This is a genomic window from Streptomyces sp. NPDC004732 (genome assembly GCF_040609235.1).
GTDB lineage: Bacteria > Actinomycetota > Actinomycetes > Streptomycetales > Streptomycetaceae > Streptomyces.
Genome location: NZ_JBEXJR010000008.1, coordinates 180,847 through 194,471, shown reverse-complemented (window position 1 = coordinate 194,471; position 13,625 = coordinate 180,847). Strand labels below are relative to the sequence as shown.

Annotated in this window: 14 protein-coding genes and 2 pseudogenes; 8 read left to right on the top strand and 8 right to left on the bottom strand. The window is 67.2% G+C overall.

Annotation, left to right across the window (positions count from 1 at the left end; translation table 11 throughout):
• Nucleotides 1-21 precede the first annotated feature (21 nt).
• The 3 genes from ABZV77_RS24710 to ABZV77_RS24700 all read right to left on the bottom strand — a co-directional run bounded on the left by ABZV77_RS24710 (nt 22) and on the right by ABZV77_RS24700 (nt 4,473).
• Nucleotides 22-1,923 carry a CheR family methyltransferase gene (locus tag ABZV77_RS24710; RefSeq protein ID WP_356260734.1) on the bottom strand — a complete coding sequence of 634 codons (1,902 nt, stop codon included), beginning with the start codon at nt 1,921-1,923 and terminating at the stop codon, nt 22-24.
• Nucleotides 1,923-2,522: a chemotaxis protein CheB gene (locus tag ABZV77_RS24705; protein WP_356260731.1), complete on the bottom strand. Its 600-nt coding sequence runs from the start codon at nt 2,520-2,522 to the stop codon at nt 1,923-1,925. The genes ABZV77_RS24710 and ABZV77_RS24705 overlap by 1 nt, the downstream gene beginning before the upstream one ends.
• A 148-nt stretch (nt 2,523-2,670) precedes the next feature.
• Nucleotides 2,671-4,473, bottom strand: coding sequence for a bifunctional metallophosphatase/5'-nucleotidase (locus ABZV77_RS24700; protein WP_356260728.1), 1,803 nt, complete (start codon nt 4,471-4,473; stop codon nt 2,671-2,673).
• Nucleotides 4,474-4,730: 257 nt separating this feature from the next.
• On the opposite strand from ABZV77_RS24700, the gene ABZV77_RS24695 reads away from it, so the two are divergent.
• Entirely contained in the window at nt 4,731-6,911 is a 2,181-nt protein-coding gene (locus ABZV77_RS24695; protein WP_356260725.1) for a TerD family protein, read from the top strand.
• Between the two features lie 85 nt (nt 6,912-6,996).
• Here the strand turns inward: ABZV77_RS24695 and ABZV77_RS24690 are convergent, their stop codons facing one another.
• Complete coding sequence (locus ABZV77_RS24690) at nt 6,997-7,374, bottom strand: hypothetical protein (RefSeq protein ID WP_356260723.1); 378 nt, start codon at nt 7,372-7,374, stop codon at nt 6,997-6,999.
• A gap of 71 nt (nt 7,375-7,445) precedes the next feature.
• On the opposite strand from ABZV77_RS24690, the gene ABZV77_RS24685 reads away from it, so the two are divergent.
• From ABZV77_RS24685 to ABZV77_RS24675, 3 genes are read left to right on the top strand one after another with little or no spacing between them, the layout of a single operon-like run.
• The gene (locus ABZV77_RS24685; RefSeq protein WP_356260720.1) at nt 7,446-7,790 is read left to right on the top strand and encodes a DUF6247 family protein; all 345 of its coding nucleotides are present in this window, start codon (nt 7,446-7,448) and stop codon (nt 7,788-7,790) included.
• Entirely contained in the window at nt 7,787-8,113 is a 327-nt protein-coding gene (locus tag ABZV77_RS24680; RefSeq protein ID WP_356260718.1) for a hypothetical protein, read from the top strand. Before ABZV77_RS24685 ends, ABZV77_RS24680 begins: the two co-directional genes overlap by 4 nt.
• Nucleotides 8,110-8,331: a hypothetical protein gene (locus tag ABZV77_RS24675; protein WP_356260715.1), complete on the top strand. Its 222-nt coding sequence runs from the start codon at nt 8,110-8,112 to the stop codon at nt 8,329-8,331. The genes ABZV77_RS24680 and ABZV77_RS24675 overlap by 4 nt, the downstream gene beginning before the upstream one ends.
• On the opposite strand, the gene ABZV77_RS24670 is transcribed toward ABZV77_RS24675, so the two are convergent.
• A complete protein-coding gene (locus tag ABZV77_RS24670; protein WP_356260712.1) occupies nt 8,277-8,735 on the bottom strand; it encodes a hypothetical protein in 459 nt (152 codons plus the stop codon). The two genes, ABZV77_RS24675 and ABZV77_RS24670, sit on opposite strands and share 55 nt — an antisense overlap.
• Before the next feature lie 210 nt (nt 8,736-8,945).
• Between ABZV77_RS24670 and ABZV77_RS24665 the strand changes: the two genes are divergently transcribed.
• Complete coding sequence (locus tag ABZV77_RS24665) at nt 8,946-9,323, top strand: nuclear transport factor 2 family protein (RefSeq protein WP_210928798.1); 378 nt, start codon at nt 8,946-8,948, stop codon at nt 9,321-9,323.
• 49 nt (nt 9,324-9,372) lie between these two features.
• On the opposite strand, the gene ABZV77_RS24660 is transcribed toward ABZV77_RS24665, so the two are convergent.
• Nucleotides 9,373-9,804 (bottom strand): NUDIX hydrolase, encoded by a 432-nt coding sequence (locus ABZV77_RS24660; RefSeq protein WP_356260709.1) that lies wholly within the window; start codon nt 9,802-9,804, stop codon nt 9,373-9,375.
• 387 nt (nt 9,805-10,191) lie between these two features.
• Here ABZV77_RS24660 and ABZV77_RS24655 point away from each other — a divergent pair, with 387 nt between their 5' ends.
• Nucleotides 10,192-10,602, top strand: coding sequence for a hypothetical protein (locus ABZV77_RS24655; RefSeq protein ID WP_356260706.1), 411 nt, complete (start codon nt 10,192-10,194; stop codon nt 10,600-10,602).
• A 632-nt stretch (nt 10,603-11,234) separates the two neighbouring features.
• On the opposite strand, the gene ABZV77_RS24650 is transcribed toward ABZV77_RS24655, so the two are convergent.
• Nucleotides 11,235-11,426 carry a hypothetical protein gene (locus ABZV77_RS24650; protein WP_356260703.1) on the bottom strand — a complete coding sequence of 64 codons (192 nt, stop codon included), beginning with the start codon at nt 11,424-11,426 and terminating at the stop codon, nt 11,235-11,237.
• A 238-nt stretch (nt 11,427-11,664) separates the two neighbouring features.
• On the opposite strand from ABZV77_RS24650, the pseudogene ABZV77_RS24645 reads away from it, so the two are divergent.
• Nucleotides 11,665-11,841 (top strand): annotated as a pseudogene (locus tag ABZV77_RS24645) (helix-turn-helix transcriptional regulator); the annotation flags it as partial.
• 393 nt (nt 11,842-12,234) lie between these two features.
• Nucleotides 12,235-12,474, top strand: a pseudogene (locus ABZV77_RS24640) (helix-turn-helix transcriptional regulator); the annotation flags it as partial.
• Between the two features lie 590 nt (nt 12,475-13,064).
• Here the strand turns inward: ABZV77_RS24640 and ABZV77_RS24635 are convergent.
• Nucleotides 13,065-13,625, bottom strand: coding sequence for an NUDIX domain-containing protein (locus ABZV77_RS24635; protein WP_356260700.1), 561 nt, complete (start codon nt 13,623-13,625; stop codon nt 13,065-13,067).

The following is a 13,625-nucleotide window of genomic DNA, read 5'->3' as shown; positions in this document are numbered from 1 at the left end:
CGGAAGCGTACGCCCGCCCGGTCATTCGGCGGGAGGGATTCGGCTCTCTTCCATCATGAGGACGACACCGCCGTTGTGTCCGTCGAAGGGGGAGCAGAAGACGTCGCACGTGATCGGCCGCCCGATGCGGCTCAGGGCGTCCACGGGGATCGGGCCGGTGCGCTTGCGGGTCTTCAGGCACTCCTGCACCAGAGGCTTCAGCTCATCCGTCGGGAGCCCGAAGTCCAGGTCGAAGAAGCTCTCGCTGACGACTTCGTCGCTGCGCAGGCCCCACAGGTCGACGGCGCCCCGGTTCCAGCTCTTGACCTTCATCTTGTTGTCCAGCACGACGACGCCCGCCGCGATGCTGGTCAGTACGGCCTCCAGGAAGGCCCGGGCCTCGTCCAGCTCCTCCGTCCGGATGCGCATCTCGTCGTTCATGGTCTCCAGTTCCTCGTTGCCGGACTGGAGCTCTTCGTTGGTGGTCTCCAACTCCTCGTTCGTGGACTGGAGTTCTTCGTTCGTCGTCTCCAGCTCCTCGATGCTGGACTGGAGTTCCTCGTTGGTCGTCTCCAACTCTTCGTTGGTCGACTGGAGTTCCTCGTATGCCGTCTCCAAGTCCTCCCGTACGCGCTTGACCTCGGCCTTCAGCTGCGTGGCCACGGTGACGTCGGTGAAGGAGATCGTGGTCGCGACGTGCAGGCCGTTGGGCCCGGAGAGCGGCTGGATGAGGATGTCGAGGTACTGGGTCTCCTCGCCGACCCGCCGCTCCACCCTGTTGACCCGCAGCGTCCGGCGCTCGTGCGTGGCCTGGTCGATCAGGGAGCGCAGCTCGACCGGCCGGTAGGAGATCTCCAGGTCCTGGAAGGGGCGGCCCACGTCGCCGGCGCTCAGCCCGAACTGGATCCGCGCCTGACTGTTGATCACCACGACGGCGCCGTCGCCGTCGAGCGCGACCCATGGGATCGGCCCCGCGTCGAGGACCAGCTCGCGCAGCTGCCGGGTGCGGGCCACGGAGTGCAGTTCGAGCCCCGAACTGCTCCTGACCTTCAGGGGCGCGGGCTGGTAGGGCAGCCCGGCCTCGCCGGTGCGGCGGCGGAAGACCCGCTGCCGCATGTCGGCCACCTCGAACCGCTCGGCGTCGTTCAGCAGCATCTCGGCCTTGCCGAGGAAGAGGAAACCGCCCTGGCGCAGGGCGAAGTGGAAGCGGTCGACGATCTGCGTCTGGGCCTCGACGTTGAAGTACATCAGCGTGTTCCGGCAGATCAGCAGGTCGAGCCGGGAGATCGGGGCGTCCCGGGTGATGTCGTGTCGACCGAAGATCACCCGGCGCCGCAGGTCGGGGCGGAAGCTGAGCTGCGCGCCGTTCGGCTCGAAGTACTTGTCCCGCAGCTCCGTGGCGAGCGGCTCCAGCGCCTTCGTCGGGTACAGCCCAGACCGGGCCTCGCGCAGCGCCTCCTCGTCCACGTCCGTGGCGTAGATCTTGACGCGGCGCAGACACTCCTCGATGCCGAGCGCCTCCGCGAACATGATGGCCAGCGAGTACGCCTCCTCGCCGCTGGAGCAGCCCGCGCTCCACACCCGGATCTCCTGGTCGGGCGAGAGGTCCGCGATCAGCTCGGGGACGACCTCGTGCTGGAGGAAGGTCCAGGCGTCCGGATCCCGGAAGAAGGAGGTGACGTTGATCAGGATCGTGTTGAAGAGGGCGCCGAATTCCTCGGCGCTGGTCTCCAGGAGGTCCTGGTAGTCCTGATAGGACGCGATGCCGACGTCGGACATCCGCTTGTGGATGCGCCGCCCCAGGGTGGAACGCTTGTACCCGGTGAAGTCGAACCCGCGTGCCTCCCTGATGAAGAGCAGCAGCTCTTCAAGGGCCTCATTGGATTCCGCTTTCTGCGGCTCCTGCTTGGCATCCTGGCGAGGTTCTTTGCGAGGTTCGTTCATCACTGCCCCGTGGCGTCGAGAAGTCCGCGGACCACCGCCGCGATTTCCTCAAGAGGTAGCACGAAATCCACCGCGCCCGTGTTCACTGCGGCCTGGGGCATCCCGGAGAACTCCGCGGTCCGCGGATCCTCTGCGATCACGGTCCCGCCGCGCGAGTGCACGGCCTCCACACCCATCGCCCCGTCCACTCCGGTCCCGGTCAGCACGCAGGCGATGGCCCGCGCTCCGTAGGCCGCGGCGACCGATTCGAAGAGGAGGTCGGCGGAGGGGCGCACGAAGTGGACCAGCTCGGCGTCGGACAGCGTCAGGTCGCCGTCCGCCCCGATGAGCAGGTGCCGCCCGGGTGGCGCGATGTGGACGGTGCCGGGGATCGGTTTCTCCCCGGCCTCCGCGAGTACGACAGGTAGGTCCGTACGCCGGGTGAGGACGTCGGCGATCACGGTCCGGTGCCGGGGATCGAGGTGCTGGACCACGAGTACCGGCACCGGAAGCTCTGGCCCCAGCGCTCCCAGGAGTTCGCTCAGCCCTTGGATGCCACCGGCGGACGAGGCGACAGCGACGATGGCGAAGGGGCCCGCGGCGGGCTGGTCGGCCGTCACGGTCCGAGCTTAGCGGAGCTCTGTCCGTCGGGTGAGGGGGAAAGTGGCCGACGAATATGCCAAGAGCCCCCTTTGGCCGCCCACGTACCCGGCGCACCCGGCGTACCCGGCGTACGCACTTCCTCCCGTCCTACTCGCCTTACTCGGCTTACTCGGCGAGGAACGTGATCCGGCCGGGGGCGGGCGGGTCGAGGGGAGAGTCCGGAGCGGAGTTGTTCTCCAGGTAGTGCACCAGCGCGTCGAGGTCGGTGATCGAGCCGCCGTCGCGCTCCGTCCCCTTGGTGAACGTGGTGAAGCCGTTGCCCCCGTTGGCGAGGAAGTCGTTGACGGTCACGCGGTACTTCCCGGTGGGCCGCACGCGCTCGCCCTTCACCTGCACGGTCTCGGTCAGCAGCCGCTCGGCACCGGACCGTCCCATGTCCACGGAGTACTTGAGCGCGGAGGACAGCTGCAGGAACCGCGGTTCCTGGGCATTGGCGCCGGAGAACTGCTCCCGCAGCGCGGTGAGGAGCTGGTCCCCGGTGAGCGTCATGGTCACGAGGGGAGTCCCGAAGGGTTGCGTACGAAACGCGTCGGCGTAGGTAACGGACCCGTCCCCCTTACGGACGAGGTCGGCGCGCATGCCGCCCGGGTTGAGGAGGGCCAGCTCGGCGCGCTCGCCGAGGGTGGCCTCCGTCTGCGCGTCGGCGAGCAGGCTGCCGAGTGGGGTCTCCTTCTCCTTGGAGCCGCGGCCCGGCATGTCGGCGGAGATGTGCCCGACGGTCCGGTCGGCGACCTTGGCGGACCGCGCACGCCACGTCTCGATGAGCTTGCGCATCGCAGCCTGCTTGGCCCCGTCGGCAGGCACGACCCGGTTCCGCGCTTTCACGGACGCCCGCACGACATCACCACTGTCGCCATCCACCCGGAACCGCAGATCGGTGAAGGACCGCCCGAAGGAATCGGCCTGGGTCACGGAGCGGGGCGCACCGGCGGGATCGGTGACCGTGCACTCGTACGAGTCGTGCGAATGCCCGCTGACAATCACATCCACCGCACTGGGCGTCCGCTCGGCGATCTCCTTGATCCGCCCCCGGAGCCGCGCCCCGGGCCCGCCGTCATCACAGTCCCCGCGCCCGGCGACCCCGTTCGCGGCCTCCCCTTCATGCACGAGCAACACCTGAGCCGCGACGCCGAGCCGCGCCAACTCCGCGGAGTACCGCTTCACCACAGGAACTTCCTCATGAAACTCCACATCACGAACCTGCGAGGCATTGATCGCCTGAGGCGCATCCTTCGTAACGACCCCGATGAACCCGACCCGCTGCCCACCGGGCAAGGTCTTGACGGCATACGGCTTGAGCAGCGGCTCGCTGCTCCCCGCGCGAGTCACATTGGCGGCGAGATAAGGAAAGTCGGCCCCGTCGTACTTCCCCCCGGGCGCACACCCGTCCTCCGGATGACACCCACCCCCGACCATCCGCGCCAACTCCCCCGCCCCTTCGTCGAACTCATGATTCCCGACGGAACTGACATCGAGCCCGAGCCGCTCCAGTGCCTGAACGGTCGGCTCATCATGAAACAACGCGGACAACAGCGGACTCCCCCCGATCATGTCCCCCGCTCCCACGGTCAAAGAATTCCGCTGCCCACGCCGCGCCTCCCCAACCAACTTGGCCACTTGCGCAAGCCCACCGGCCTGCACGCCACTGTCCTTGCCTTCGCCGTCCTTGCCTTCGCCGCGCTGCACGCGTCCGGCGGGGCCCTCGACGGGGTCGAGATTCCCGTGGAGGTCGTTCAGTGCGAGGAGCTGGACGGGGACGTCACCGCGGGGCGCGGGCGCGGGCGCAGCGACAGCGCTCGCCGCCCCGGAGGCGCCGGGAACGCCGAGGGCGACTCCTGCGGCAGCTGCGGCCGCGACGCAGGAGAGGGCGGTGCGCTTGAGCACGGTGTGCTTGGGGGATCGATTCACGCCCCGAAGCTACGAACCCCCGAATCGAACACATGCGGGACACGCCAGGGGTTACGGGTTGTCCCCCGTACGCCTGGCGAGAGGGCGGTGGAGAGGCGGATTCCCGGCGGGGTGCGGAGAACGCTGCGATGGACCACCGCGAAGAAACGTCCAGTACTAAAGTTCCGCCGTACGGCGAATGTGCCGGAACACGCAGGATTCAGGGGGCGCGTGGTCTGGGGGCGATGCGCGTCTGCTGTGCCATTGGGGGTGGGGACATGTACGAGTTATCCAAGGGCGCCAACATCGGGCTGGCGACCCTGAGCGCGAACACCGATGCCGTGATCGTGAGTCTGGACTGGACGAGCCCGACGGGTGAAGGCGACGCGGACGTATCCGTTCTGCTGCTGGACACCGGCGGCAAGGTCCGCAGTGACGCCGACTTCTACTTCTACAACAACCCGGTCGCTCCGGACGGGAGCGTGCAGCTCCTGGGCAAGACGCCAACCGGGAGCGGCAACAGGGACCGGATCAGCTTCGACCTGACCGCGGTGCCGGAAGACATCGACCGGATCGTGGTCGCGGCGAGCCGGTACGACGGAGCGCACTTCGGGGAGCTGGACGACCTTCAGCTGACGTTGGCGGACAGCTCCGGTGACGACTTGCTCCGGTTCGCGATCGGCGACACCGGCTCGGTGAGCGCATTCATCTTCGGAGAGCTCTACCGCCGTGGCGGGGAGTGGAAGCTCAGGGCGGTCGGGCAGGGATACGAGGCGGGTCTGGCAGGTCTGGCCACCGACTTCGGTGTGGACATCGAGGACGACGCGGCCACCGAGGGGTCGCCCGCGGAGCAGATGCTCGACGAGGCGCCCACCGAGCAGATGCCGGACGGCGCGGCCGCCGAGCAGGCGGCGGTCGACACGCCCGCCGAGCAGGTGCCCGCCGAGGAGTCCACCGTTCCGACACCGGCCGACGGCGTGGCAGCCGAAGGCGACGCGGCAGCCGTCACTGCCCCGGCTCCGACGGTGGCCCCGGCGGGGGAGACGCCCCCACCCGAGCGCAAGAAGGCTCCGGCCCGCCCCCGCACCGCCAAGAAGAAGGTCACCCTGCCGAAGGTGGTCAAGAAGTCCTTGGCGGAGAACGAGGCCTGGAAGGGCGCCAGGCTCTTCCCCGTCTCCGCACTCAAGAGCGACCGGGACCGGGAAATGCGGGCCACCTCGGTGCTGTTGTCGGTGATGGCACAGATCCCTGAGTTCGGCAGGAGGCTGACCGCCGGGTTCGGAGCACCGGCAGGCCGAATGGAGACGTTCACCGAGGTGTCCCTGCCGAACGGCGATTCGCCCCGTCGTCCCGATGGCGTGATCCGCGTCGAGCGAGCCGGGAAACTGTGGACCGCGCTCGTGGAGACCAAGACCAACGGGAACGCCCTCAAGGCCGATCAGGTGCAGGCGTACACGGACATAGCCGCCCGCCGCGGCTATGAGGCGGTGATCACGCTGTCGAACGACGTGGCCCTGGAGGGGAGCCCGCTCGTCGACGTGAGGATCGACAGGCGACGCAAGCACAAGGTGGCGCTGTGGCACCTGTCATGGGCCGAAGTGGCCTACCAGGCGCAGATGTTGATCCGGCACGAGGGCGTCGGCAATGCGGCCCACGCCTGGTTGCTCCAAGAGCTGCTGCACTATCTCCAGCACGAGAATTCCGGATGCCACGGTTTCCAGAACATGGGCTCGGCCTGGGTCCCCGTACGCAACGGCATCGATGACGAAACTCTGTGCCAGGGGGACCAGCGCGCCTTGGAGGTGGTGGAGAGCTGGGAGCGGCTCATCCGCCAGATCTGTCTCAGGCTGGGTGGTGAACTCGGCCAGAAGGTACTTCCCGTGCAGCGCTCCAAGCGGGGAACCGACCCCGAAGCCCGCCGCGCCGCCCTCGCGGATCAGCTCTGCCTCGACGGGAAGCTGCAGGCGGAGCTGCGAGCGGAGGGCGCCCCCGGCGTACTGGCTGTGGCCGCGGACCTGCGAACGAGCAAGCTCCGCACCTCCATCGAGATCCCCGCACCCGACCAGGGCTACCCCCTGACGTGGGTCAAACGCCTGGTCCGCCGCCTCGCCGACGCACCGGCCGACCTCCACATCGAGACGCTGGTTGAGGGCGAGTCCGGGGGCCCACGGGGGACGCTGGAGCGGCTGCGTCCCGAACCGGCGGACTTGCTGCCGAAGAACGGCGCGCAGATCACCGGTTTCCGACTCTCCCTGTTCAAGGGCATGGGCAGCGGCCGCGGCAACGCCGAGTCCGGCTTCATCCGCAGCGTGGACGACGCGGTGCACCGCTTCTACGCGACGGTGGCGGTCCAACTGGACCGTCCGACGACGCGACGGTCCCCGAACCCCCCGGAACGCCCGTCCGACGCAGCATCGACTCCGGAGGCAGGCCTCCCACGACAGACCGCCCCGGCCTGAGAGGGAGGGGCCCGAGCAGCCGGCTCGGGCCCCTCAGCCCTGCCCGTTCTCCGGAATGGACCCGAGCCGCCGGAGCATCACTCCGTCACTCCGGAGGGTCCTCGTGCAGCCGACCGGTATGAGCGTCCACGAAGTAGTCCGTCGGGTCGGCCTCGTCCCCGTCCTCCACACCCTTCACGACGGTCTGGACGATGTACTCCGGGTTCCACCGGCCGTCGCGGCGAGCCGCCTTGAGGACGTTCGCACGAAATTCCAGCCCGTCCGGCCGACTGACGGCCTCCTCGGCCGCACCGATCGCCTCGCTGCGGCTGACGTCGACCGACGGCAGGTCGTCGAAGTGCGACGGCCCCCGTGACACGTTGACCTGACTGATGCGGCCCACCGTGTTGATCTGCACATCGAGCATGGCGGGCATCAGCACGCGGTCACCGGCTGGTGTCGGGCCCTGGTGCGGGTCCGGCATGAATCTCTGCGTGGCCCAGCCCACGGCTGTAGGCTCCGGAACCGACAGCGAGGGCCGATGGAGGACAGAGTATGAGCACCGCTGCTACCGACTCACCCGGCATCCCTCCCATGCCGGAGAGAACCCCCAAGGCGCTCCGCGAAGCCATCGTTCAGCACGCTCCACAGCTGCTCTCTGACTTCGACGCGCATTGGAAGCGGGCGATTGCCGACACGTTCGACCTCGGTCCGGTACCGGCGTTCACGGCTCGCTGGTGGGGCGAGTACGCCATCGCCCGCGACCCGCACCTCGACGCTCACCTGACGGACCTCGAAGCGCGTGTCACCGAGGCCACCGACCTCGTCGAAGCCAGGAAGCTCCTGGAGGAGGCGTCCAACATCCGCCACATGGCTGCCCGCACGGAGCCGGGCCGGTGAGCGACGGCGCGTTCATGGGGCCGCCCTGGCAGATGGACTGGGCCCTCAAAGCCCAAGCCGCTCGGGACGCCCTGCCCGAGCACGTACGGAAGATCGTCGACGCGGCCCGCGCCGAACTGGTGACAGCGAAGGACCCGTACTTTCGCGGCATCGAAGCCGACGCCGAGCTGCCCGGCACCATACGAGTCGAGCCGGCGCGGTCCACCAGCCCCCGGGGCCCTCGTGTCCTGTACTTCGACAACTACCGCGGTTGGCTCCGGTACATCTTCATGCACCGTGTGGACGATCCTCAGATCGTCGTCGAAGAGATCTTCTGGCAGTGACGAGGGCATGGCTGGTGGAGCTCTCACCGCTGCGCCAGGGCGCCCTGCAGGCGCACGCCATCGCCGAAACCCTGCCCCTCGCCGACCGGACCACCCGCGAGCCGACGACGCGCGGGCGGGCTCGGCGGACGCGGTGGTCCTGCGGTGCGGCCCTGCGGCCGGATCAGCAGGTGGAGCTGCGGACCTTGGCGAAGGCGTGGTTCTCGACCTTGACGTAGATGGTCTTCTTGTTCTTGCGGTTGTACTTCTTCGAGAAGTCGCGGCCCGGCGGGGTGAGCTCGAAGTCGACCTTGAAGCAGCGTCCCTTCTTCACCTGGAAGACGTCCCAGTCTCGATTGCCGTTGGTCCGCTCCCCGGGGGAGAGCCAGGTCTCCTTCTGGTTGTTGCAGGTCGGCTCCTTGGTGGTGTAACTGCCCGTTTTCCCAGTGTCCTTGCACCAGTTCTTCCGAGCGTAGAAGCCCTTCCCGCTGTCGTTCCAGGTCTGAGAGCACCAGCCCGGATTGCACGAACCGCCCGCGCTCGCATCGGGCGCCGGGCCCGCCAGGGTGGCGGCGGTCGCGATGGCCACCACAGCGGCCGCAGTCCTGACGTGCTTGAGTACGGGCTTTGTGGACACGGTCACGTTCTTCCCCCTTGTACGGTGGCCGGTCCTCATGGACCGGCAGGCCCGACGTTAAGACGGTCGCGGAGGCCGTCACCAGGGCTTTCGGGCAGGGCCGAAACTCGGTCGGCCGCGGGGCCCGGCTGGTGCTGTGACCGGGATGGTTCACCGTGGTCGGGAGACGGCTCACGGGACGAGCGCGGTCCGCAAGGCGACTGGTATTACTGGTGCATGCAGGAAGAGACCGCGCGGTCCGCGATCGACACGTTCATCTCCGCGTTCAACGCCTCGGACGACAGCTATGTGACGGCGCTGCTCTCCCAGGCCCTGACCTCGGACGTGGTCTTCTGGGGACCGTTGGGCCGCAGTGAGGGGATCGAGGCGGTCGAGCGGTTCGTGCTGGACATCCGGCGCCACCCCGCGGGGACCGGCACGATGGTGCGCTGTTCGGCGGTGGACATGCCGGACGAGTGGGCCCGGTACCAGTGGGTCTTCACGACGCCGGACGGAGGCCCCCGCCTGGCGGGAACGGACGTCGTCCACCTGCGGCGGAGCCTCATCGACCAGGTCATCGTCTTCGCGGGGGAGATCGAGCCGTCCGCCCCCTGAGGCGTCATCCTCTGGCGCCGTCCTTCGGCGAACTCATGCGCTCACAGCACTAGACGAGCGGAACGCCGTCGTGGGCGCGGATGGCCGGTGGGGATGCCGCGTCGAGTGCGTCGAGGACGCGGATCGCGTAGGCCTCGTCGGCGAGTGCGGTGACTTCGGCGCGGGTGGCCCAGCGGAGGGCGCGGGTCTCGTCGCCGGGCGTGGGTGTGCCGTCGGTGGCCTCGCAGCGGAAGACCAGGGAGACGACCAGGCCGGTCATGTTCTTGTAGATGCCGGTGAGGGTCGCGGGGAGTGCGATCGAGATGCCGGTCTCTTCGAGGACTTCGCGGCGCAGTGCCTCGGGGATGGTTTCCTCGCGTTCGAGGATGCCGCCCGGGGGTTCCCAGTGGCCGTTGTCGCGGCGCTGGATCAGGAGGGCCCGGTTCTGGGCGTCGACGATGACTCCGGCGACGCTCACGGAGTGCGGGCGGTCAGTGCTCATGGTTCTCGCCCCTCCCCGGAGTATCCAGGCAGCACCCCCCCGGCCAATGACCTGGGGGCCTGAGACAAGAGCGGGTGACGAGAATCGAACTCGCACTCTCAGCTTGGGAAGCTGAGGTGATCTATGCCCGGTTGTTGGGCTGACCTGCGGTGACGCCGTCTCGGTCGCCTGCTTGGCCACTGGGCTGGTCCCCGGTGTTCCCCGTGGTTCCCCGCGTGATCTGGCACGAATATGGCACGCTCCTCCGCCCTAACCCCGGGTTGTCGTCCGAGCCGCCCAGGGTGTGCGGCTATCAGTAACCACCAGCGACACACGTGAAGTGCCGCGCAGCATGCTGGAGTTGCTCGCTAGGATCGGTTCACTGGGCCCAAACGGGGAAGGAAGATCGTGGAGTCGACGCTCATAGCCTTGGCCAGCGCAGGCGGTACGGCCGTCGTATCGGCCATGGCAACAGATGGCTGGCAGACACTGCGATCAGGCGTCGTTGATCTGTGGCGCCGGTTCCGCCCAGACTCCGCTGCCGAGTTGGAACGAGACCTTGAGACGTCGCGTTCTGCACTGCTCGCCGCTCCTGACGCGGAGATCCATTCCATACGCCAGGTTCTTCAGTCAGCCTGGCAGGGGCGCATGCTGACGCTTTTCCTGGAGGACCGAGCCGCTGCGGCAGAGTTCGAAGGCTTGCTGTCCAGACTCACGGAAGCCGGTGCACACAGGACGAACGTCACCTTCAACGCCGAGGCCCGTGATCACGGCCGGGTGTACCAGGCAGGCGGGAACCAGTTCATCAGCGAGCGGTGAGCGCCAAGGGGGACGATGACGATGGCCCCTGGCCAGAGTGACGAGGAAGGCTCTCAGCGGCAGATGTATGGCCATGCCGAGGGCGACGGGCGTGTGTACCAGGCTGGGCGTGATCAGCATCTGACAGTGCACGTGCATGGGGAGCAACCACAGCCTCAGTCGTATGGCGGTGTCCGCAACGCACTTGCATCGCTCTACGTTCTGCTTCAGCTCGTGGGCACACTCGCGCTTGTAGTGGGCGGCCTCATAGTGGCTATGACCCTCCGGAAGGCACTATTCAGCACCCTGTTCTTTCAGGGCTGCGGCATCGTGGGCGCGAGCTTGGTACTGATAATGACCGTTGAGCGGCTCTTCACAGGCCGCTGGCACAGGTGGTCACGCCCACGCAAGCGAGCATCGCGAACATAGGAAACCCTGCACACATCAGGTCCCTCTTCTGCAGGGATGCCGGTAGACAGCGGAGTCTGATCCACTCGGGGCACTTCTTCTTGCGTGCGCCTGTCGGTCATCCTCGGCCACTGCCGAGTGGCCTTGGGCGGCCCAGGGGCGGCCCAGCGCCTTACCTTGCAAGCCCTCTCACTCGGGCTCTGACGCCGATACAGCCCCAGCCCCCAGCACTACCGCCATCGTGTTCACGCTCTGGTTGCTTTGGTCCAGTCGATCAGCTTCTGCATGACGTCAATGACGCGCAGTTGCCTGGATTCGGGAAGGAAGATCCAAGACAGCCAAGCCGGGGCAAGTAGCACCACCACGAGGATCAAGGGAACGATCCGAAGCGCCACTAGCAGATGGCGCGGGCTGATGAGATCGAGTAGTGGCACCACAGGGCAGAAACCCCTTCGAGTAGGAGGCAAGCATTGCTGTTGCGCCGGATCTGCCGTCGTGGCGAGCCGCTTCCAGACGACGGAACCCTTCTACGGTGTTGGCATCGAACACCATGAGTATGTACTCCACTCCGGTGTTTCGCAACGACAACATTCTGATGTAGCCTCGGTTGTGTGAAGGGTGCTGATCGTGGTGGAGAGTGAGGAACTGGTTCAGGCTGGGCAGACCGCCGAGGACATGTTCGTGCGCCAGATGAAGCGACGACGTGCGGACCTGGGGATTTCTCAGACCGAACTGGCTGAGAAGATCGTTTCGCTGGGCGGCAGCATGTACCAACAGACGATCGCGAAGCTTGAGTCGGGCCAACGTGCGTTGCGGCTCGCTGAAGCCGATGTCATCGCAACGGCACTAGGCTCGACGGTCCAAGACATGCTCGCATCGAGCTTCGGAACGTACGGCAATCCAACCGTGCGTAAGCCTCCGAGCTTGGATGAGCTGTGGGCGCAGCAGGCTGCCATCTACCGGCGTCTACGCCAGATTTCACAGGAGGCTGCCGACGCTCAGGAAGTTCTGACGCGGGCCGAGAGCGAGCTGCTTCGGGCGCGAGAGACGGCATTGGCCGCCAGAAACCACGCCGCTCACGCACGAGCACGACAGGCCGAACTGGCGGAGCAATACCAGAACCTGGAAAAGCTCATCATTGAAGCCCAGCGCCCCCCTAGCGGAGGTGTCGATACAACAGAACCCGAAGTGTCCCCCGTCAATGAGGTCTCCGGAGGGAAGGGGGCAACCCGCTCTTCAGATGCGGTGGAGGGACACAGCGAGCTGGAGGCGATCGGCCACTCGCTCCAAAGTGCCCGCACCCGTGTTGGGATGACAGTGGACGAGATGAGTGCCGTGACTCGGGTGAGAGTTGCTGTCATCCATGCAATTGAGCAAGGTGACTTCTCACGATGTGGTGGACCGGTATACGCGCGCGGGCACATTCGAGTGATGGCTCGTGCGGTTGGTCTGGATCCGGTTGACCTCTTGACACGCTACGACGACGTGGAGGGCGAGAGCTCGGCAGACGGTCAAGCAGAGCGCCGCCCTCGTCGACATCGACAGAAGAAGGGCCCGGTCGACTAGCTTCGCGAGATCAAGGCTTGACGCCCCGCCGCAGGCACCAGAGGAAAAAGCCCTTGGTCGGCTGTGAGGACTGATGTGGGCTTCCTCGTCTAGCGCATGGAGATCTCGAAGGGCGGCGGAGCGGCTTTGGGCTGGAGCTGCTTTGGGGCGAGTGATCATGGCCCCGTAAGCTCATCGCGAGTCGGGCAGTCTGTGGACCTGCCCGTTAAAGCACGACGTTGGGGCCATGATCTTAGAGGCTCGCCCCAAAGTGGCTGCCTAAAGCCGTGGAGCCGACCGCCCCAGCCACGATGTGCCCCTTCTCTGAGGTCAGTTGGCCGCTAGATTCTGCCGCGCGGCCTGGTGGACCGGGCCGGAGCGGGGCGGAGACAGGAGCGGCGGCCCGGGGAGCGGAGCGAGCCGCCTTGAACCAGTAGAGAAAGTTGTAACTCGGCCGTGGTTGGAGCTGCCCCCCCCACGCGTGGATGAAGAGTGTGGAGGTGAGTGCCCCCCCCTGCTGAGGCAGGGAGTCAGCTGAGTGCGGCCGTGATGCGTTGCCTGAGCCGGGAGTCGGCGATCTGTGTGATGTCGTGCCATGCCGCGTCGGAGACTTCTTCGGTCTGGAGGTGGCCCGCGGTTTGGAGCTTGCCGGTATCCGCCGCGGTGCGGAAGAGGAAGCGGAAGTCGTAGTGCTGGTGGGCCGGTTCGTCCTTGGCGGGGTTCGCGGCGATGGGGTGGACGTCGACGTGGAGCGGGGTCTCGCTGTGTGGAGTGATCAGGTGGGGTGGGATGCCGGTCTCTTCTGTGAGCTCGCGTCCGGCGGCCTGCAGAAGGGTGCCGTCGCCGGGTTCCAGGTGGCCGCCGGGCAGGAGCCATTTTCCGGTGGCGATGTGTTGGATGCGCAGGACGCGTTGGGCGGGGTCGACGAGGATCGCGCCAGCCGTGGCGTGGCCGGGCAGAGTCGCACGGTGGGTGAGGTCGTCGCCGTCGTCGATGAGGCAGCGTACGGCGTCGAGAGCGGGCCGGTCGTCGGGATGCCGTGCGAGGTAGGAGGCCAAGGTGGTGCGGATGTGGTCTGCCGTGATGGCCAT